Annotated in this window: 14 protein-coding genes and 1 tRNA gene; 8 read left to right on the forward strand and 7 right to left on the reverse strand. The window is 49.9% G+C overall.

The window, feature by feature from the left end; genetic code table 11:
- Positions 1 to 231: 231 nt before the first annotated feature.
- Both bfr (N3Z11_RS01620) and bfr (N3Z11_RS01625) read left to right on the forward strand, forming a co-directional pair.
- Entirely contained in the window at positions 232 to 711 is a 480-nt protein-coding gene (gene bfr / locus N3Z11_RS01620; protein WP_260655397.1) for a bacterioferritin, read from the forward strand.
- Positions 711 to 1178 (forward strand): bacterioferritin, encoded by a 468-nt coding sequence (bfr, locus tag N3Z11_RS01625; RefSeq protein ID WP_260655398.1) that lies wholly within the window; start codon positions 711 to 713, stop codon positions 1176 to 1178. Before bfr (N3Z11_RS01620) ends, bfr (N3Z11_RS01625) begins: the two co-directional genes overlap by 1 nt.
- Before the next feature lie 156 nt (positions 1179 to 1334).
- Here the strand turns inward: bfr (N3Z11_RS01625) and N3Z11_RS01630 are convergent, their stop codons facing one another.
- Positions 1335 to 3014 carry a M20/M25/M40 family metallo-hydrolase gene (locus tag N3Z11_RS01630; protein WP_260655399.1) on the reverse strand — a complete coding sequence of 560 codons (1680 nt, stop codon included), beginning with the start codon at positions 3012 to 3014 and terminating at the stop codon, positions 1335 to 1337.
- Positions 3015 to 3229: 215 nt separating this feature from the next.
- Positions 3230 to 3303 (reverse strand) — tRNA-Gly (locus tag N3Z11_RS01635).
- 138 nt (positions 3304 to 3441) lie between these two features.
- Between N3Z11_RS01635 and N3Z11_RS01640 the strand changes: the two genes are divergently transcribed.
- The 4 genes from N3Z11_RS01640 to ppc all read left to right on the forward strand — a co-directional run bounded on the left by N3Z11_RS01640 (position 3442) and on the right by ppc (position 9432).
- Entirely contained in the window at positions 3442 to 4236 is a 795-nt protein-coding gene (locus N3Z11_RS01640; RefSeq protein WP_260655400.1) for a fumarylacetoacetate hydrolase family protein, read from the forward strand.
- 71 nt (positions 4237 to 4307) lie between these two features.
- Positions 4308 to 5675 (forward strand): cation:proton antiporter, encoded by a 1368-nt coding sequence (locus tag N3Z11_RS01645; RefSeq protein ID WP_260655401.1) that lies wholly within the window; start codon positions 4308 to 4310, stop codon positions 5673 to 5675.
- A 142-nt stretch (positions 5676 to 5817) separates the two neighbouring features.
- Positions 5818 to 6453, forward strand: a complete 636-nt coding sequence (locus N3Z11_RS01650) for an NAD(P)H-dependent oxidoreductase (protein WP_260655402.1) — start codon at positions 5818 to 5820, stop codon at positions 6451 to 6453.
- Positions 6454 to 6801: 348 nt separating this feature from the next.
- Positions 6802 to 9432: a phosphoenolpyruvate carboxylase gene (gene ppc, locus N3Z11_RS01655; protein WP_260655403.1), complete on the forward strand. Its 2631-nt coding sequence runs from the start codon at positions 6802 to 6804 to the stop codon at positions 9430 to 9432.
- A gap of 153 nt (positions 9433 to 9585) precedes the next feature.
- Here ppc and N3Z11_RS01660 read toward each other — a convergent pair whose 3' ends face one another.
- The 3 genes from N3Z11_RS01660 to N3Z11_RS01670 form a co-directional block, all read right to left on the reverse strand.
- A complete protein-coding gene (locus tag N3Z11_RS01660) occupies positions 9586 to 10290 on the reverse strand; it encodes a hypothetical protein (protein WP_260655404.1) in 705 nt (234 codons plus the stop codon).
- 258 nt (positions 10291 to 10548) lie between these two features.
- Positions 10549 to 11448, reverse strand: a complete 900-nt coding sequence (locus N3Z11_RS01665) for a PhnD/SsuA/transferrin family substrate-binding protein (RefSeq protein ID WP_260655405.1) — start codon at positions 11446 to 11448, stop codon at positions 10549 to 10551.
- 142 nt (positions 11449 to 11590) lie between these two features.
- Entirely contained in the window at positions 11591 to 12916 is a 1326-nt protein-coding gene (locus N3Z11_RS01670) for a PAS domain-containing methyl-accepting chemotaxis protein (protein WP_260655406.1), read from the reverse strand.
- Positions 12917 to 13536: 620 nt separating this feature from the next.
- On the opposite strand from N3Z11_RS01670, the gene N3Z11_RS01675 reads away from it, so the two are divergent.
- A complete protein-coding gene (locus N3Z11_RS01675) occupies positions 13537 to 14250 on the forward strand; it encodes a hypothetical protein (protein ID WP_260655407.1) in 714 nt (237 codons plus the stop codon).
- A gap of 244 nt (positions 14251 to 14494) precedes the next feature.
- On the opposite strand, the gene N3Z11_RS01680 is transcribed toward N3Z11_RS01675, so the two are convergent.
- Positions 14495 to 15226, reverse strand: coding sequence for a PEP-CTERM sorting domain-containing protein (locus N3Z11_RS01680; RefSeq protein WP_260655408.1), 732 nt, complete (start codon positions 15224 to 15226; stop codon positions 14495 to 14497).
- Positions 15227 to 16500: 1274 nt separating this feature from the next.
- Here N3Z11_RS01680 and N3Z11_RS01685 point away from each other — a divergent pair.
- Positions 16501 to 17994, forward strand: a complete 1494-nt coding sequence (locus N3Z11_RS01685; RefSeq protein WP_260655409.1) for a serine hydrolase — start codon at positions 16501 to 16503, stop codon at positions 17992 to 17994.
- Positions 17995 to 18498: 504 nt separating this feature from the next.
- Here the strand turns inward: N3Z11_RS01685 and N3Z11_RS01690 are convergent.
- A complete protein-coding gene (locus N3Z11_RS01690) occupies positions 18499 to 20496 on the reverse strand; it encodes a urocanate hydratase (RefSeq protein WP_260655410.1) in 1998 nt (665 codons plus the stop codon).
- Between the last annotated feature and the right edge of the window lie 4 nt (positions 20497 to 20500).

Below are 20500 nucleotides of genomic sequence, written 5' to 3' on the forward strand. Positions count from 1 at the left end.
GGCGCTTGATTAAAAACTCAACAAGAACTCTGGTGTTAAAGCGAAGCGTTCTCAATTGCATGTTTATGATTTTATTCATGTTTTTTCAAAATTAAAACTCGACAATCCGTAATCTCCGACTAAAATAGTCAACATTTCCGGCGGGTTTTGCCGTGCTGTTCAGCCTATTCTGCTCTGAGGCTGATGCTGATGTTAAATCCGACTTTTAATCTGACGTGCAGGAGCCCCACCATGAAAGGCCATCCGGCGGTAATTACCGCATTAAATGACGTACTGACGTCCGAACTTACCTCGATCAACCAGTATTTTTTGCATGCCCGTATTTATAAAAACTGGGGTTTGGCTGAACTGAATAATGTCTGTTACAAAAAGTCGATCCGCGATATGAAGCAAGCCGACGAACTGATTGAGCGGGTGTTATTTTTAGAAGGTTTACCTAATTTACAGGCACTTGGCCGGTTGCGTATTGGTGAAGACACTGAAGAAATGCTGCAGTGTGATCTGGATTTTGAACTGGAGCAGTTGCCGCTGTTAAAACAGGCTATTGCGCTTTGTGAAAAAGAGCAGGATTACGTCAGCCGCGAAATTCTGCAGGAAATTCTGGAACATGAAGAAGAACATATTGATTGGATCAATGCCCAGCAATACCAGATCAGTGTGATGGGGCTGGCCAATTATCTGCAAAGCAAACTGGGTGAAGGAGACAAATAATGCAAGGCAAACAACAAATTATCGACGCGCTGAACACCCTGCTTGCCAATGAACTGAGCGCCATGGATCAGTATTTTATTCATTCGCGCATGTACAAAGACTGGGGCCTGCACAAGCTGTTTGAACGTATCGACCACGAAGTGGAAGACGAAAAAGGCCATGCTTCGTTAATTATTGAACGGATTTTATTCCTTGAAGGCACACCGGATATGGTGACCCGCGACGGTTTGCAAATTGGCTCTGATGTACCTTCGATGCTGCAAAACGACTTAAATGTGGAATATGCAGTTGGCGCTTTGTTAAAAAAGACCATCGCTTTATGCGAGCAGCAGCAGGATTATGTGACCCGCACTATGCTGCAAACCCTGCTGGATGACACCGAAAACGACCACGCCCACTGGCTGGAGCAGCAGCTGCGGCAAATTAACATGCTGGGTTTACCGAACTATTTACAGTCGCAGTTATAAGCTGCAGTCGCAGTTATCTCAGTAATCACAGTTCTCAGCTTCGGCTTTGATCCAAAAAAAACACCGGCATTTGCCGGTGTTTTTTTTGGTGATTATTTTGGTATTGGCAGCAGCACTGACAGCAGGGCGTTGCTGTCAGGCTGACATTGCTGGCCCTTAATACACTGCTTTGGTATCCAGTGCTTTTTTACCTTCGAGTTCACGCAAGCGGCGCTCTTTGGCGGCTTCTAAATCTTTTTGTTGTTGCTGCACTTTTGAAGGTTGGGTTGGCATAGGTTTACGCGGCAGCATTTTGTCGGCCATAGCCGCTTCATACAGGAAACCGGCCATCAGCACAGACGCCTGTTTTAAATCCTCTTCCACCACATGGTCAATCGAATCGATATGGGTGTGATGCAGCCTGGTGCTGTAATCCAGTGGGTCCTGAATAAACTGGAAGCCTGGCAAACCTACATCGTCAAAAGATTCGTGGTCGGTACCGCCGGTAGATAAAGGCGAAATAGTGCCGGTGCTTAAGTCGCTGTAAGGGCCAAACCAGTCGGTGAATACAGGTTTGACGGCCACATTACCTTCGGTGTAAATGCCGCGGAACTTGCCGCTGCCGTTGTCCATATTAAAGTACACCGACAATTTGTTGTAAGCCGCTTTTGGCGCAATTGGCCAGCCCGGGCTTGACCATAAATAACGCGGCAGCGCTTTTTCCGCCGGATCTTTCGGCTCAGGGCGGCTCGCCAGGAAGTCGTTGACATAAGCGCGGGAGCCATACAAGCCCTGCTCTTCACCCGACCAGAGGGCAATACGGATAGTGCGTTTAGGTTTAACATTGAGCTTGGTTAAAATGCGCACGGCTTCCATCGCCACGGCCACACCGGCGCCGTTGTCCACAGCACCATCGCTGGCGTGCCATGAGTCCAGATGCGCACCGACCATCACCACTTCACCATTACTGTCGCTGCCCGGAATTTCGGCTATGGTGTTGTAGGATTTCATGTCTTCATCGTGAAAACGCGCTTTGATATCCAGCGTTAATTTAGGTTGTTCTTTGCGATCCAGCATGCGCAGTAGCAGGCTGTAGTCTTCCTGTTCGATGATCATCGCCGGCACCGGGAAAGTTTCACCCACCCGGTGTGACTTGCCAAATACCCGAACCAAACCACCCTGACGGCTACTACGGTAAATCACAGCTGCCACTTGTTCTTTTTGCAGGAAAGCATCTAACTCTTTGTTAAATTTATAACTTTGCATGCGGCTGTCGCGCATTGCTTTGGTCATAAAAGACTCATAACTAGCGCGGGCGCTGGTGTCGTAGTCTTTCATATCGGTGAGTTTTTTTGCGCTTAAACGCTCAAAAATCACCGTTTTGGGTGGTTCTATTTTTAAGTCTTCGCCCATCAGCAGTACTTTACCGGCCAGTTTGCCGGCATAAGCGGCTAAGTCTGCGCTGGTATTCACATCAAACAACATCACTTCACCGGTAATGGCGCCCTGGGTGCCCGGTGTCCAGGCCACCGGAATACCGTGCAAAGATTGCTGGCGCGGGCCAGTCAGCATAATGCTGGCCGACTCGCTGCTCCAGCCGCGGCCAAAGTCAAAAGGGTGTAACTCAGTGTTTTTTAAGCCCCAGTCCTTTAGCTGTTGTAAAGTCCAGTGATTGGCTTTGACCATTTGTGGCGACGCAGTCAGGCGCGGGCCAATTTTGTCGGTCAGATGCTCCAGCGTATGCATCACTTCAGACTGATAAAAACCTTCATGGCGGATTTTGTTGGCCATTTCCAGATCGGCTGCAAGCGCTGTGGCAGGTGAAAACAGCATCACAGGTAACAAAAGACGTTTCATAACAGTTCCCGGCATTAATAAGTTATTGTTTTTAATACTGTGGTGGATGCCAGGCGCAACAATTTAAAACCTGGATGTTTAAGCAGTAAAGCAGCGCTTAATCAAAGGCAATGGCTTTGCGGTCATTGTGTGTACAGAGGCGATAATTGGTCTGAACGGGCTGGATAAGTGTTCCCCCGCAGCTCTGTGACAAGGGGCAAGAACGGAAAAAATTCTGGAGCGGGTGATGGGAATCGAACCCACGGCACCAGCTTGGGAAGCTGGGGTATTACCATTATACGACACCCGCAATAGCACCTAAGTTACTGAACACAAAAGAGGATGTCAATTCTTAAGCCTGAGCTTTGCAACTGCAGTGCTGCTGTCGTTCGCAGCTCAGTGGTCTGTCGTGTTACAGTGCAGTGTTTTTTGTTGTTGGAGTCTGTTGATGTCAGAAACTGCTGCTGCCATTTTGGCCCATCGTCGTTTACAGGGGGAAGTGGCTGCTTTATTACCCCAGAGTCTCAGGCCACAAAGTTTTGCAGAGGCTTTTGTGCTGCAACAACAGGTGGCTGCTTTGCTGCCTTCGGCCATTGCCGGCTGGAAATGTGCTTTGCCCACAGTGGATGCCAATGGCGAAAAACAGGTGGTGGCGCCTTTATATCAGGCTGAAGTATGCCGTTCTCCCGCTGCCATTTGCCCTATTTGGCCTTCGGTGTTACCCCAATCAAAGGGGCTGGCCAGAGTGGAGCCGGAGCTGGCTTTTGTGTTTCACAAGGATTTACCGGCCAGAGGGCAGGGCGCGCCTTATAGTGAAGCTGAAATTAATGCTGCCATAGGCGGCGTGCATCTGGCGCTGGAGCTGATCCAAAGCAGGTTTTTAGCTGACAGTGGCGCCCTTTATTTTGATCAGCTGGCCGATGGTTTATTTAATCAGGGTTTGTATCTGGGGCCTGCTGTTGCAGTGAGAGACGTTGATCTTAAACAGTTTTTGCTGAGTATCTATGCAGGTGATGAACTGTTGTTGCAACAACAGGCGCAGCATCCAAATGGTGATGCCAAAGCGGCTTTGTATTGGCTGGTGAACTTTTTATCGGCTCAGGGTATCGGACTCAAAGCCGGGCAGGCGGTGATCACAGGCTCTTATGCCGGTGTGCTGGACTTGCCTATAGGGTCACAAATTCAGTTTGAGTTTGGTCAGCTGGGGTCGTTTTCACTGCAGTTTCAGCCCGGAAAACCCTGAGTCAGGCAGCTGGTTTTTTGTCATCTGTCTGCGGTAACTTCTAAAAATAGCAATAACAACAAGGATTTGGCATGGAGTTTTTGCCACAACATGGTTTGAGTATGACACCGCTGTTGTCTTTTGGCGTGCTGTTGGTGGTGGGTACTTTGGGTGGTTATCTGGCGCATCGCTGGTCCTGGCTGCCCAGTATTACAGGTTTTATGGGCGTTGGTTTTTTAGTAGGCCCCAGCGTGTTGGGTTTATTGGATTATGACACCTTAAAAGACGCTCGTATTTTAATTGATATAGCACTGGCGCTGATTTTATACCGGTTGGGCTCATCACTGGATTTACGTTTTATCCGCGCATCCCCCCGCTTATTGGCGGTGGCTTTGCTGGAATCCGGTTGTACTTTTATGGCGGTGTTTGCGGTCAGTTTCTGGCTTGGCTTTAGTCCTGTCATTGCGGCTGTGATAGCCGCCATTTTGATTTCATCGTCACCGGCAGTACTGTTGCACGTGGCGCATGAAGTGGGGGCAAAAGGTCCGGTGACAGAATCGGCCAAAACCCTGGTAGCGCTGAATAACCTGTTGTCTTTTCTGGTGTTTGCGTTGGTGATCCCGGCGTTGTTATTGCAGGAAAATGCCAGCTGGCAACAAGTGATTTTACAACCTTTATATTTGCTGGTGGGCTCAGCAGTGCTTGGCATCTGTATTGGCCTTGGCCTGCATTTTATCAGCAGCCGCACCGCCAAAGCGGCGCAATATAAACTGGCGCTGGTGGTGGGCGCGCTGATGTTAACCCTTGGCCTTGCCCAGCAGCTGCAATTGTCGATGTTATTTGCGCCTTTAATAGTCGGCATTGTGGTGCGCAGTGTGGAGCAGGACGAAGTGGTGTCGGCGCTGGAATTTGGCAGTGCTTTTGAGCTGTTTTTTATTGTGCTTTTTGTGTTTGCCGGCGCCAGTTTGCATCTGAAAGAACTGATTGAATATGCACCTGCCATTCTGGTGCTGGTATTAACCCGATCTTTGGTCAAAGTACTGGCGGTGAGTGTGGCCTTGCGGTTGGGTTTGCAGCCCTGGCGTAAAGCGCAGGCCACTGGATTGTTGCTTATTCCGATGGCGGGTCTTGCGATAGGGTTGGTGCAAACCAGCAGCAAGCTGGTGCCGGAACAAGCGGCGGTTATCGCCGCTGTGGTACTGGGTGCTGTCACTTTGTTTGAAACTATTGGTCCTCCTGTCGCGGCTTTTGCTTTTGGTCTGGCAGGCGAAGCGGCTGACAGCACACCAGTGCGGCCGCAAAGCCCGTGGCGGCAAGGTGTCTGGCGTCAGCAACATGAAGTGCAGGTGGATGTGTCGGCGCTGGTGGCGGCCGAACCCGAAGACAATGCGCTGGCTGAACAGCAAAAAGCAGGCAGTCGTAGTTTCAGGTTCTGGCCTTTTGGCAAAAAGCAGTCATAACAACACAAGGTTGCCCGGCTGAAGCCGGTCAGGCAGCGATAAACAACGGCAAATAAATAATGTACCAAATGGTATAAATAATTATTGTACCGACTGGTATGAAACTGTTAGGCTGCACTCCTTTGCTGTAAAGGAGCCAAAAATGTCTGATGTATTAAGTTTATTATCCTGGCGTTATGCCACCAAAAGTATGGATGCCGCCAAAACTGTGCCGGATGACAAACTGGCGCATATTCTGGAAGCCATCCGGTTATCAGCCAGCTCCAGCGGTTTGCAGCCGTATCAGGTGCTGGTGGTGACAGACCCTGCTATCAAAGCACAAATTAAACCTGTGGCCTGGAATCAAAGCCAGATCACAGACTGCTCGCATTTATTGGTATTTGCCGCCTGGGACAACTACACAGCAGATCGCATCAATATGATGTTTGATTTGGTCAATGAACAACGTGGTTTTAAAAACGAAGGTTGGGAAGCATACCGTCAGAAATTGCTGGCGTTTTATCCAAACCGCAGCGCCGAAGAAAACTTCGAGCATGCCGCCCGTCAGGCTTATATCGGCCTTGGCAGTGCCTTAATTGCTGCTGCTGAAGTGCAGGTAGACAGTACGCCGATGGAAGGTTTTGAGCCTGCCAAAGTAGATGAAATTTTAAATCTGCGCGCGCTGGGTTTGCGCTCTGTATTGTTATTACCGCTGGGTTACCGCGCTGCAGAAGGTGACTGGCTGGTGAATTTAACCAAAGTACGCAGAAGCGCCGACGACTTTATTCTGCATCGTTAATGCTATTGTTGTGGCCAAAACAGGTGCTGATCAGCACCTGTTTTTTTATCTGCGTTTTATTTGTGTTTTTGTCCCTGTATTGAGCTGAGCTATTTATCTGCAGCTCTCACTGCCCGCCCTTTACCCTGATATTTCTACCCTTTGTTGTTGCTTTTTTAGCCTGCGCTGTGCCAATGTGGAAATTAAAGCCATCTAAAAGGCTGAAAGTCCATTTTGTTGCCTGTTTTGTAATCTGTCAGTGTTGAGTACCGGCAAATAACAGGCTAGGGTGGATTAAAAATAAGCGGTTATTACCACAACAGCAGCAACAGCAACAGACGCCACTGCGCGCAGCACGAGGAATGGGACATGTCACAATATGCTGCCTTGAGGGCAAATGTAGGCCTGCTGGGCACTCAGCTCGGCGACACAGTACGCAATCAGTTAGGGGATGCAGTGCTGGAGCGGATTGAACAAATCCGTCAGCTGGCGAAACAAGCCCGGCAGGGCACCGAAGCTGAAAACCAACAGCTTAAACAAATTCTGGCCGGTTTAGGCGACGATGAAATTTTGCCGGTGGCCCGTGCTTTTGCCCAGTTTTTAAACCTGGCCAATTTAGCCGAGCAATATCACACCATTTCCAAAGCCGGTCACAGTTCCATTGAAAAACCTGAACCTTTGGCTGAATTATTGACGCTGCTGCAGCAAAAAAATGTCGATCTGGCCAAAACCCGCCAGGCGGTGGCTGATTTATCGATAGAGCTGGTGCTGACCGCGCATCCGACTGAAGTGACCCGCCGCACGCTGATTTATAAACTCACCCAAATTGCCGATTGTCTGGCCGAGCTGGAGCAGGATTTAACTGCAGCACAGCGCCATAAAATTGAGCTCAGGCTTAGCGATTTAATCACTCAGGCCTGGCATACCAATGAAATACGCGAGCAGCGGCCAACGCCGGTGGACGAAGCCAAATCCGGTTTTGCCGTGATTGAAACTTCGTTGTGGTACGCCATTCCGGATTTTATCCGCGAACTGGATGAAGCCTTAACGCCTGTGCTGGGCCATGGCCTGGCGCTGGACGCTGCCCCTATTAAGTTTTCCAGCTGGATGGGTGGCGATAGGGACGGTAACCCTTTTGTCACTGCCAAAGTCACCCGTCAGGTGTTGTTGTTAAGCCGCTGGAAAGCCGCCGATTTATTCAGCCGTGACCTGGAAGTGCTGGGCAACGAGCTGTCGATGAATCTGGCTAATCAAGCGCTGAGAGACGCCAGCGGCAATTCGTCTGAGCCTTACCGCGATGTGTTAAAACAGTTAAAAAACAAACTGTTGTATACCCGCGACTGGCTAACAGAAGCGCTCAAACACGACAGATTACAAAGGCCGGACGATTTACTCTGGCATAACGCACAGCTGCTGGAACCGCTGCTGTTGTGTTACCGCTCACTGCTCGACTGCAAAATGGCGGTGATTGCCAACGGCAAACTGCTGGACACCATCCGCCGTGCTTACGCCTTTGGTTTAACCTTATTAAAACTCGATGTGCGGCAGGAATCGGGCCGGCACACTCAGGTGTTCAGCGAATTTACCAAATATTTAGGTTTGGGTGATTATGCGCAGTGGGACGAAAGTGCCCGTCAGGCCTTTTTACTGAATGAGCTGGCCAGCAAAAGGCCGTTGTTTCCGAAAAACTGGCAGCCCAGTGCCGAAGTGCAGGAAGTGCTGGATACCTGCGACATTATTGCCCGCCATGGCAGCGAAGCACTGTCGACTTATGTGATTTCGATGGCAGGTCAACCGTCTGATGTGCTGGCGGTGCAGCTGCTGCTCAAAGACGCCGGTATCAGCTTCCCGATGCGGGTGGCGCCTTTATTTGAAACCCTGGCCGATTTAACCAATGCGCCTGAATGTATCAGCAAGTTGCTCGGTATCGACTGGTACCGTGGTTATATTCAGGGCAAACAGGAAGTGATGATTGGTTATTCGGATTCGGCCAAAGACGCCGGTGCTATTGCCGCAGGCTGGGCGCAATACAGTGCGCAGGAAGCTTTGGTGGCCATTTGCCGGCAAGCCAAGGTACAGCTGACCTTGTTCCATGGTCGTGGTGGTACTATCGGCCGTGGCGGCGGCCCGGCGCATGCCGCTATTTTGTCGCAGCCGCCAGGGTCTTTAGCAGGTGGCCTGCGGGTGACCGAACAAGGCGAGATGATCCGCTTTAAATTTGGTTTAAGTCAGCTTGCCCAGCGCAGTCTGGCACTCTATGCCTCGGCCGTGCTGGAAGGGGTATTGCTTCCACCACCGGTGCCAAAAGCTGAGTGGCGCGAGCTTATGCAACAACTGGCAACAGATTCTTGTGAAGCTTACCGCGCTATAGTTCGGCATCACCCTGATTTTGTACGGTATTTCCGTGCTGCCACCCCGGAGCTTGAGCTTGGCCAGTTGCCGCTTGGCAGCCGTCCGCCTAAACGTAATCCTAATGGCGGTGTGGAAAGTTTAAGGGCAATTCCGTGGATTTTTGCCTGGTCACAAAACCGCTTAATGCTCCCGGCCTGGCTGGGTGCTGGCAGTGCTTTGGCCAAAGTAGTGGCACAAGGCAATACCACAACCATTCACCAGATGCGCCGCGAATGGCCGTTTTTCGCCACCCGCTTGTCGATGCTGGAAATGGTGTACCTCAAAGCCGACGCCCAGATTGCCGCTTATTACGACGAAAAACTGGTGCCAAACGAATTAAAACATCTGGGGGTTGAGCTTCGTAACCAGCTGGAAGCTGACAGCAAGTTACTGCTGCAACTGATTGATGCTAAAGATTTTATGGCCAACGAAAGCTGGATCAGAGAATCAATAGTGCTGCGCAACACTTATGTCGACCCATTGCATATTCTGCAGGTGGAACTGTTAAACCGCGTGCGTCACGCGCCGGAAACGGTGAATGACAATATTAAACGCGCTTTAATGGTCACTATTGCCGGTATAGCGGCGGGGATGCGCAACTCGGGTTAAGCAGCGTTTTGGCAAAGAGTCGCGGCATCAAGGCCGCAGTTGAGAAAAGGCGCCTTCGGGCGCCTTTTTTGCAGTTTCTGGTGATGATATTCACTGCGTAGACATCAGCTTTGTTGTCTGAAATCGCCGGCCAGCGTGAAAGCTTGCCGCAGCTTAAGGCGCCGGTTCTTCCCACAATAAGTTATCAAAATTGGTGGCCAGCAATACCAGGCTGGCTGTTGCCAGCAAATCCTGTTCAGCCGCGTCGCCTTGTTGCCATAACAGCACCCGGCCTTCGTTGATTTTTTCCACCGACCACCAGAGTTGCTGCTGTTTTTTTAAGTGAAAGCCAAGCGGCACTGCACTGCTGAACAAACCGCCCTGCCGCTGATGTACTGAGCTGATGTCGTACACCTGGTTACCGCTTATCAGCTGGCCTTGTAGCCGGTTCAGATGATCCTGGCGCAGTGACAGCTCGCCTTGCTGCGTACCGGAAAAGGTGCAGGATAATACCGGTAAATTGCCAAAGGCCGGGTCTACAGCCAGCGTGTCTTTGCTGGCGCTCAGCAACAGGCCACTGCAGTGTGCTTCGCTGCCGGTGTTGGTGCTGATGGTTTTACCATGGTAAGTGCCGCCAATGCCAATTTTGCCAAAGTTCAGCCCGGCATCAAGCCGGCCTTTATCCTGCAGTTGGGTGCTGTGCCAGCGGCCAAATTGCAGCGGTTTATCCCAGGCAAAAGGATTGGCGCCACTGACCTTATATTCAACAGCTGTTGCTGCCGACTCTGGCAGCGCCATTTTTGCGGTTGATACACAAGCGGTCAGTGTCAGCACAGCGGGCCATAAACACCAGGTAAAGCGGGTAGACATTCTCATCATCAATCCTCCGGGGACACTGTGACAGCCTGCTGGCTGGATGCCTGGTCATAGTAAAAAAGTGCCGCTGGCGTGTTCTGTAATTCTTTGTCAGCAGATGTTGTTTATTGTGTGCAAGTGCGTTGATTTGCCATCAGCGTTGCTCAGCTGGCCACAGCTTGATTTAGGGGGAAAAAACACAGCGGCAGCGCACAGGCCGCTGTGTTTTGTCAGAAGCCGCAGTGTGAAAAGCCGCTGTGTGATCAGCTGTGACGCTGGTTTTTAGTGGGCTGAGCCGGTGCTGAGCAGGCCGCGCAGTGGCTGATAAAGCGTTTCATCCACAGGCGCAAGTATGGTGCTCTGGCCAAATTCCGCCCAGCCCTGTTGCAGGCCCTGCAATACTGCTGCGGCTTGTGGCGACTTGCTAAGTTGTTGACTGAGCTGGTTACAAGGCAAAGTTTGACTGTTACAAAGCAAAGCGCCAAAAGGCAATTCGGCGGAGCGCCAAATTTCGCTGACGCCTGCTGGCAGCTGTGCCGGTAAGGTTGCGGTGGCTACTATGCCAAGGCCTTGCCCGCTTGTGGCCAGCGCAGGTAGCACCGCCTGATGACTGCCCACATAATCAAAGGTCAGCGTTGAAAACTGCCCGGCCAGCTGCTGTTTCAGCGCTGCAGTGCCAATAAGTCCGCCGGACGCTGAATCAGGCCAGACCGCAAATACGGTCAGTGGCCGGCCTTGTTGTAACAACAGTTTCAGCTGCTGAAAATCTGTTACATTTTTGCCAAGCACACTGGAGGTATACACAGCTTGTTGCTGCGTCTGCTGACCAGCAGGCACCAGAAAATTCAGCATGGTTTTATTCTGCTGCTGAATTTGCAGATAGGCCACCAGATTGGGCACCACCAGATCGGCTTTGCCCTGCACCGCCAGCTTGACCAGTTCCTCCGGTTTGTTGGCCACTATTACTGTCACCTGCTGCTGTTGCTGAGCAGCCAGCCAATTGGCTAAAGGAGTCACAGCCGCCTGCCGGTTGATATCAGGGTAGGCATAAGTGGCCACCACCAGCGGTTTGCTGTGGCCCTGCAGGCTGAAAAAAGCGCAGCACAGTAGCAGCGGCCACAATATACAACGCAGCGGTTGCAGCAACAGGGCAAAACATAAAGACATCAGTGGCAATGGCATAAAAAACCTGTGCGGATTGAAGGGAAGCCGGCAGCTTAGCGTTTTGCCATCTTGTGCGTCCAGTGCTGGCAGTGTGGCTGCACTGTGGTGGTAGCAGAACGCTAGCCCCAGGCTGTTACTGCTCTGGGGCGCAGCCAAGAGGTTATTTGATCCGATTGGCAAATTTTGATACCGAATCAACCACTTGTTGTGCTGCCAGCTGAATATCGTCAATCACCAGCCGCGCCTGACCAATCAGCGCATTTACATCTCTGGCTTGCTGCTGGCTCTGTTCTATCATTTGCACCGCACTGGACGACAGCTGTTGGTTACGGTTTACCACATCAACAATCTCCACAGTAGCCGCGCTGGTGCGCGATGCCAGCTGCCGCACTTCGTCCGCCACGACGGCAAAACCGCGGCCTTGTTCACCGGCCCGGGCTGCTTCAATGGCGGCATTGAGCGCCAATAAATTGGTTTGATCGGCAATGCCCTGAATACTCTGGATAATACTCTGCACCAGCTGGCCCTGGCGGGCCAGATCGTTAATATTCTCCACCGCTTTACTCATCTGGGCTTCAAGCTGCTCCATCACGGCGGCTGTGTTGTGCATCACCTGTTTGCCCTGACGCGAGCTTTCGTCTGTGGCCTGTGAGGTGGAAAATGCCACCTGGGCGGCGCTGGCCACTTCCCGTTCCTGCAGCACCTGATCGGTAATCACAGTGGCAAACTTCACCACTTTGTAAAATTCACCACGGGCATTGGCAATAGGGTTGTAAGACGCTTCCAGCCAGATTTCACGACCGCCGCTGTCGACCCGGCGAAAACGATCCGCGACAAACTGGCCCTGACCTAACCTTTGCCAGAACTGGCTGTATTCGCTGCTTTGATGAATATCGGCCGGACAAAACATTTTGTGATGTTTACCGGCAATATCGTTCAGCCGGTAGCCCATGGCCTGTAAAAACAAGTCGTTAGCGCTCAGTACATGGCCTTGCATATCAAATTCAATGACGGCGGTAGAGCGTTGCATGGCTTTGATCAGCGCATCATGCTGCTGCGACGTTTCAATGGTGCGGGTGAGGTTATTGGCGTAAATTTCAAAGTGATCCAGCTTACCAGCGCTGGTTTTTACCGGGCAAAGCGCCGCGCGTAACCAGAATTCCTGCCCCTGCCGGTTGGTAATTTGCCAGGCACCTATCCAGAATTCAGCGTTTCTGAGCGCATTGGCCAGCTTGTTAAAATGTTCGGTTTGTTGCAAAAAAGACGGCACCAAATCCAGCACTTGCCGGCCAATCAGGTCCGATTCACTCAGTGCACTTTCACTGCAGAAATTCGCATTCACAGCACGGATTTTGCCGCCAGCATCCATCGTTAAGCGCATCATTTGTTTACTGACGCTGTCACGAATTTGCTGTTGCATACTGACTTGTTCTTTTAACTGCTGGTTTTCTTCCCGCAAAGCCTTGAGGCCGAACCAATCAAACATAACCAATCCTCTGATTTGAGTGCACTTATCAGTTTGCAAGTACTGCATTGACTCTATACAGCAAATATCGATAACTCAAGGTGTTGCCTGATGCGCTTAGGCAGGTAGGGCGCTATCTGCGATTGGCTTTTGTTGTTTTTCTATGGCCTGGGCTTGCCGTACTTGAGGGGGCGGTTTGATGCCCGTTGTTTTGACTCGCTTTTGAGGCGCCGCCTGTTTTGTAAAGCCACGGGGCAGCAATCGGTGTCGTCGGTCACTTCAAATAGTTGGTGTTTTAAAACCTTAAACTTCCGATTTGTATCGGCTTGGCTTCAAGGGAAAGAAAAGCGCTGGCTTGGGGAATTGGTTTCTGGTTGGTGCCCGCAGCGGCTGTTTGCAGGTTAACAAATGAACGAACCTTTCAGACAGTCACTGTGTAAAAACTGGTTTTTCGCCGTATATTGACAGCATGTTTTTGAATATATTGAGGTTGATTACAACAAAACCAGAAGGCATAGTACTTTTGGCTGTTTAAGCCAAGAGTTTTGAATTGAAGAACTGTGCTTAGCAAAGTGTCGAATGTTGCCGGTACTGATCAGTTCAATTCAATAAAAAACACAGACGCAGCAATGGAGCAGGGAATGTCGCTTAAGTTATTGATCGGTATGTGTGTATCTGGTGTGTTGTTGTGGGTGGCGGCAATACAGTTTAAACCGCTGTCAAATAACTGGTTAGTCATTGATGTACCTGAGTTTCAATTGTCTTCTGAGCTGGCAAAACAATTGCCTGATCAATGTCTGCAAAATACAGAACTGATGCTATTGCAGTTTCAGTTGGACTTTCGCAATTCAAACACCTTACAACAGAGCTTAAGCCAACTTCACGATAGGAATCAGGACTATTTCTATCAACCTCTGCTTGATTTTGTGGCCCCAAAATCTATTGCTTTGGATCCGATGACTCTCAGGCCAGGTTTTGGGCAAGATGCGGTACTGGTGGATCGAAGAGTTCGACGGATCGAATTTCGTTTTGGCAAGTATCCGGCCAGTACTGCGCTCTCTCTTGTTTACGATGTTACGGTAGACCCTGCCGGCGAAATTGTAATCACTGAAAATCCTTCAAATCAGCGAAAAACTTCGGTGCCGCCGGTTGCGATCCAAGACCCCGAATCTCAAACAGTATTGGCTGAAAGTTCCTCGCGTATCACAGACTGTATGGCAGCAGCACTGCCCTTGTTGCGATCTGATTTAAGCTGGCAATTTGTACAAATACCGGGAGAAAAGGACTGTGAACTGCGAGGGCAAGCGACAGAACAAGTGCAGATGAAATTTCTGGCAACTTGCCCTTCACTTTGATTGTTGATGCTAGCTTAATGCAGATGTTTACCTTCAAAAGGTGACTTTGTGTCAACGGCTGACAACGATGATTTCACAGGAAAAGCTGAATTCTTAAAGTTGCCGTTCAGGCGTGAGGAAGATTGGTAGCCAGGCTTAGTTAAACAAAAACCCGGTAAATATCCGCATAAAAATAATGCCAGTCAGTTTAACGGACTGGCATTCTCACAATAATATGGTGTTTTTTTAAATGGTATCAATAAGCTTATTGCTTTTTGAAGCGGCGTAATCCTAAAGCAACTAAGGTCAAACCGAAGATGGCAAGAGTTGATGGCTCTGGAATATCTTTTTTCGGGGCGTTATAGGTAAATACTAAACGTTCCCAATCAGTACCTTCGTAGATATTATAGTTACTACCACTTCTCCAGCCGTTATAAACGTGCAATGGAGATAAAGCTGAATTTTGGTCCCAAAAACCTGCCGACATAGTCGTATGCCAACTTAAACGGTCTCTTTCATTCAAACCTGCGGTGTCAGCAGTTGTTTGACTGATCATGTCACCCAAACCAGCAAAACCCATTGAATAACCGTTGAAATACCACTGTGCGCCATTTGAGGTTCTTGTTGTATTTACCGAGGTATAGGTTGTTACATCAGAGAATAAAGCAGCTGCCAGCGTATCAATTTTGTTTGATGTGCTTAACGCACCAGCCAGCATCACATAACTACCATTACAGGTACTAAACATGTCTGCAATAGACACACTGCTACCGTAGTTGCTGCGATGGCAAAGTGTCCAACCCCAATCAGCAGTTACCGTAGAGAAATTGATATCATTTTGCACGCCAACAGGCACCATGCCAGCTTGTGCAACATGACTGAGAGATAACACCAATCCAGCGACTGCTGCTTTTAACATTTTATTTTTCATGATGATTTCCAAAGGATTGACGATTTTTACCCATAGGTCGGCATTGAACAGCACTTTTAATGCCAATTTTTAAAATCCTTTAATTTCATGGCGTTATGTGAGGTTGTCAATTTTGTTTACTATTATTGTAAAGTAATGTGACAGAAATGATGGCGCCAGATGAATATTTATCCTGAGGATTGGGTTTGAGAATAATTTCCGGGGGAGGGCAGACCTGACCTCCAGCTTTTACACAGCTGAGGGAGGCTGTGCTGGGTTTTGCTTATTCCAGGAGTACACGGACATAGGTGACACTGTGATTTAACCATATAGTTAACACTCTGGCCTGTTTTGTTGATGCCTGCGGCATGGCGTTTTAAAAGCGGTTTCGCCGCAAGGGCGAGCTACTTTCTTTGCTGACAAAGAAAGTAGCCAAAGAAATCACCCCGGTAAGCCTTCGAAAGCCCGCTAAAAATCAAAAGTTTGAGGCGCGCCTGCTTTTTAAAACCACGGGGCGGCGACCGCTAGCGTCGCTTGCCTCAAACAGTTGGCGTCTTAAAACCTCAAACTTCCGATTTTTATCGGCTTGGCTTAAATGGGAGGAAAAGCGCTGGCTTGGGGATTATGGTCATTACTGGTGACAGTGTGCCTTAACAGGCGAAGTGTTTGTTTTATTTGATGCCCTGCGGCATGGCGCTAAGCGGAGACTCGCCTCCGCGGGCGAGTCACTTTTTGTATCGACAAAAAGTGACGCAAAAAACGACCCCGGTAAGCCGTCGAAAGCCCGCTAAAAATCAAAAGTTTGAGGCGCCGCCTGCTTTTTAAAACCACGGGGCGGCGACCGCTAGCGTCACTTGCCTCAAACAGTTGGCGTCTTAAAACCTCAAACTTCCGATTTTTATCGGCTTGGCTTAAGGGGGAGCAAAAGCGTTTGCTTGGGGATTGGGTTCTGGTTTGTGCCAATTGCTGACATTTCCAATAAAAAAACGGCAATGTCCGCTTTAAGTTAATAGCGGAATATGACGCCGCCGGCACCATGCTTTATCAGTACAAAGTCCGGGGGCGCTATCCGAACTTAGGCCGCTTTCTGCAAACAGGCGTGATTAGGTTGGGTATAAAGTTGGCATGAACTGGTAACCTATTGGAAATCACATCAATATCATGGTGTTAAATTTGTGGGGAAGGTCAGTATGCCAGGGCTCCACAGGGACTTTTTTTAATCTTGATTTAAACCTTTGAGAGAGAAGTTTTGACTAATCGGTTTTACAGAAAAGATATTAAATGACATGCCATACCTGACTCATCTCGAATCAAAAAATTAGGCGTCATTACTTAAATTACAAATTACCGAGAAGGGAATCATGATGAAGCGATACTCACTACTTTGCGGCACGATGCTGCTTTGGGGCTTTTACGCGCAAGCTCAATCCGCACTGGAGCCAGCTTCTGCCGAGACTGCTACAGCTGCGCTTCAAGCACGGATCACCAAAGTCGAGCGGGGGCTCTCTACGCGGATTGTAGTGAGAGGTTCTGCGGATCAGAAGATGAACCTGACGGATCGCATGGCCTACCATCAGGTTCCCGCAGTGAGCATTGCCCTCATCAATCAAGGTCGGGTCGAATGGGCAAGAGCCTACGGCATGGCTGATATCGCCAGCCAGAGGTCTGCGACCACAACCACACTTTTCCAGGCTGGTTCGGTTAGCAAAGCGCTTAGCGCCATGGGGGCCATGCGTCTGGTCGAGCAAGACAAACTTTCGTTAGACGCAGACGCGAATCGTCAGCTAGTTTCCTGGAAGATCCCCCAAAACGAGTTCACCCGTGATACAGCGATCAGTCTGCGTATGCTGCTCAATCATAGCGCCGGAACAACTGTGCATGGATTTATGGGGTATACACCGGAGCAGGTTTTACCTGGGTTGGTCGAGGTTCTCAATGGTGTAACCCCCGCACACTCAGAGCCAGTCCGGGTTGATCTCATGCCAGGAACCACATGGCGCTATTCGGGTGGAGGTTACAGCATCATTCAATTGATGATGACCGAAGCAAGTAAACAGCCGTTCGATCAATTGATGAAAGTAGAAGTTCTTAAGCCGCTTGAGATGAACCAGAGCACATTCGCTACCTCATTACCCCTCCATTGGCGTAAACAGGCAGCGACAGGATATGACGCTGCAGGTAAAGCCGTCGCAGGTGGATGGCACATTTATCCGGAATCCGCCGCTGCTGGCTTGTGGAGTACGCCCAGCGACCTGGCGAAAGTGATACTTGAGGTCCAAAAGGCTACCGAAGGTGAGTCCTCTAAAGTCCTTTCACGCAATAGTGCTTCGCTTATGCTAAAGCGTGGTTTGGGTGAGTACGGTTTGGGTTTTTTTGTTGAAGACTTAGGCGACCGAACCAGTTTTAGCCATAGTGGCGGTACTGAAGGATACCGTGCGCAGCTTTATGGCTACACCCGGTCTGGCCAAGGTGCAGTAATTATGACCAACAGCCAGAACGGTGCGGCGCTCATCGATGAGATCCTATGCAGCATTGCAGCAGAGTACGGCTGGCCTGAATATCAGGTGTTAGAGAAAGGTTCGATTCAAGGTGATGCAGCTATTAACCGCCAGCTAGCAGGCGACTATCAGTTGCTGGACTTGCCTGCTCACGTCGTTGCCGAAGGAGAGCGTCTCTACTTCCAGAGCGAATTGTTTGGCGCTAAGCGCATGGAACTTTTCCCTGAATCGAAAACTACATTTTTCACAACAGCTCAAGACATGACGTTACATTTCGAATCGAGTGATGATGGTGCAATTATCGGCTTCAAACTTGTTCGCGGCATGGGTACGTACCCAGCCAAAAGGATGCAGTAGAGGAATGATTTTGTCTCATTTTCAGTACAACTGCACATTGGCCTGATAATTCATTCGAACAGCAGCAAAGCGGATCTTTCATTTCCACAAAAATAAGGCACTGATAGATCCGCTTTTCGCTCCAAGCACCAATTCACCCGCAAAATCAACAATGAACCTGCCGTTCCATTCCGGCATTTCGAGCCCTCAGCAAACCAAACACGGGAGCTGTGGAGTGAGCATTCAAGTGTGAGCGCGGGAGGCGCGAACGGGCGAACGCAGTAGTTGCCGGTGGTTGGTTACAGTAGAAAATTAAGTAAAGCAGCTGGGTTACAGCGGAACGTTGCTAAAAAAGAAATCAGGTTACAGCAGAGATTTTCACTGCCTCCAAAAACAAAAAAGATAAGAGCCTTGCGGCTCTTATCTTTTTTAACCCACTTAAAAACAAATTTGTTTAAAAGCTGGGCAGTTTAAACGCAGGGCTGTGTTCAAGCAGCTGCAATTTAAACCCGCAGCTATGCCGCCTTAAAACAACTGCTCGATAATATCGTCGTCCACTCTGTTGGCCAGTGTGACCTGCAATTTAGGCGTGCGGGCCATTTCGCGTTTGATGGCAAAGTCAGCTTCGTTATTACGGGCCCAGCTGCGGCGTGCGATGCCGTTGTTGACGTCAAAAAACAGCATCGACTGTAACCGGCGCGAAGCCTCGCTTGAGCCGTCCAGCAACATGCCAAAACCGCCGTTCATCACTTCACCCCAGCCCACGCCGCCGCCGTTGTGGATTGACACCCAGGTAGCGCCGCGGAAGCTGTCGCCAATCACGTTGTGCACGGCCATATCGGCGGTAAAACGGCTGCCGTCATAAATGTTCGAGGTTTCGCGGAATGGCGAATCGGTGCCGCTGACGTCGTGATGGTCACGGCCTAATACCACTGGGCCAATTTCACCGCGGGCAATAGCCTCGTTAAAGGCCTGAGCTATTTTGGCGCGACCTTCAGCGTCGGCGTATAAAATCCGCGCCTGAGAACCCACCACCAGCTTGTTTTGCTTCGCGTCTTTGATCCAGCTGATATTGTCCTGCATCTGCTGCTGAATTTCTTCCGGCGCTTCACGCATGATGTTTTGTAAAACTTCAGCGGCAATAGCGTCGGTTTTATCTAAATCTTCCGGTTTGCCGGAGGCACAAACCCAGCGGAAGGGGCCAAAACCATAGTCAAAACACATAGGGCCTAAAATATCCTGCACATAAGACGGATATTTAAAGTCGATACCGTTTTGCGCCATCACATCACCACCGGCGCGCGACGCTTCCAGTAAAAACGCATTGCCATAGTCAAAGAAATAAGTGCCTTTGGCCGTGTGTTTATTCACGATAGCGGCGTGACGTTTTAACGTCTCCTGCACCTTGGTTTTAAACAAATCCGGCTTCTCGCGGATTAAACGGTTGGCTTCATCATATGAAATGCCCACAGGGTAATAACCGCCCGACCATGGGTTATGCAAAGAAGTTTGGTCTGAACCTAAATGCACAAAAATATCTTCGGCATCAAAGGCTTCCCATACATCCACCACGTTGCCGATATAGGCAATAGACACCACTTCGGCATTGGCCTGGGCTTGTTTCACCCGGTTTATTAACGCAGGCATATTGTCAATCAGCTCATCCACCCAACCTTGCTGGTGGCGTTTAGTGGCGGCTTTGGGGTTTACTTCAGCGCACACCGTAATACAGCGCGCAATATTGCCGGCTTTAGGCTGAGCACCGCTCATACCGCCCAAACCTGCCGTTAAGAAAATTTTGCCGTTAGGGGTGTCGCCTTTTTGCAGCACTTTACGAAACGCATTCATCACTGTGATGGTGGTGCCATGCACTATGCCCTGCGGGCCAATGTACATAAAAGAGCCGGCAGTCATCTGGCCGTATTGGGTGACGCCAAGGGCATTAAACCGCTCCCAGTCATCCGGTTTGGAATAATTTGGGATCATCATACCGTTGGTCACTACTACTCTTGGCGCTTCCACCGAGGATGGGAATAAACCCATCGGATGGCCAGAGTACATATGCAAGGTCTGATCTTCAGCCATCTCGCTTAAGTACTTCATGGTTAAGCGGTATTGCGCCCAGTTCTGAAATACAGCGCCATTGCCACCATAAGTAATCAGCTCTTCCGGGTGCTGCGCCACTGCAGGGTCTAAGTTATTGTCTATCATCAGCATAATGGCGGCCGCTTGCTGGCATTTGGCTGGATAATCGCTGATAGCCCGGGCTTTAATTTCATAATCCGGCTTAAAGCGGTACATATAAATACGGCCAAAGTCGTTGAGTTCTTTGGCAAATTCTATGGCGAGCTCTGCATGCCAGGCTTTGGGGAAATACCGCAGTGCATTACGCACCGCCAGCTGTTTTTCCGCTTTGGTTAAAATGTCTTTGCGCTTGGGCGCACGGTTCGCAGCCACAGGGTAAGCTTTGGCGGCTGGCAGTTCGGCCGGAATACCTTGTTTGATTTGATCCTGAAAAGTCATCTGT

The organism is Rheinheimera sp. 4Y26 (assembly GCF_025245835.1).
Classification (GTDB): Bacteria; Pseudomonadota; Gammaproteobacteria; order Enterobacterales; family Alteromonadaceae; genus Pararheinheimera.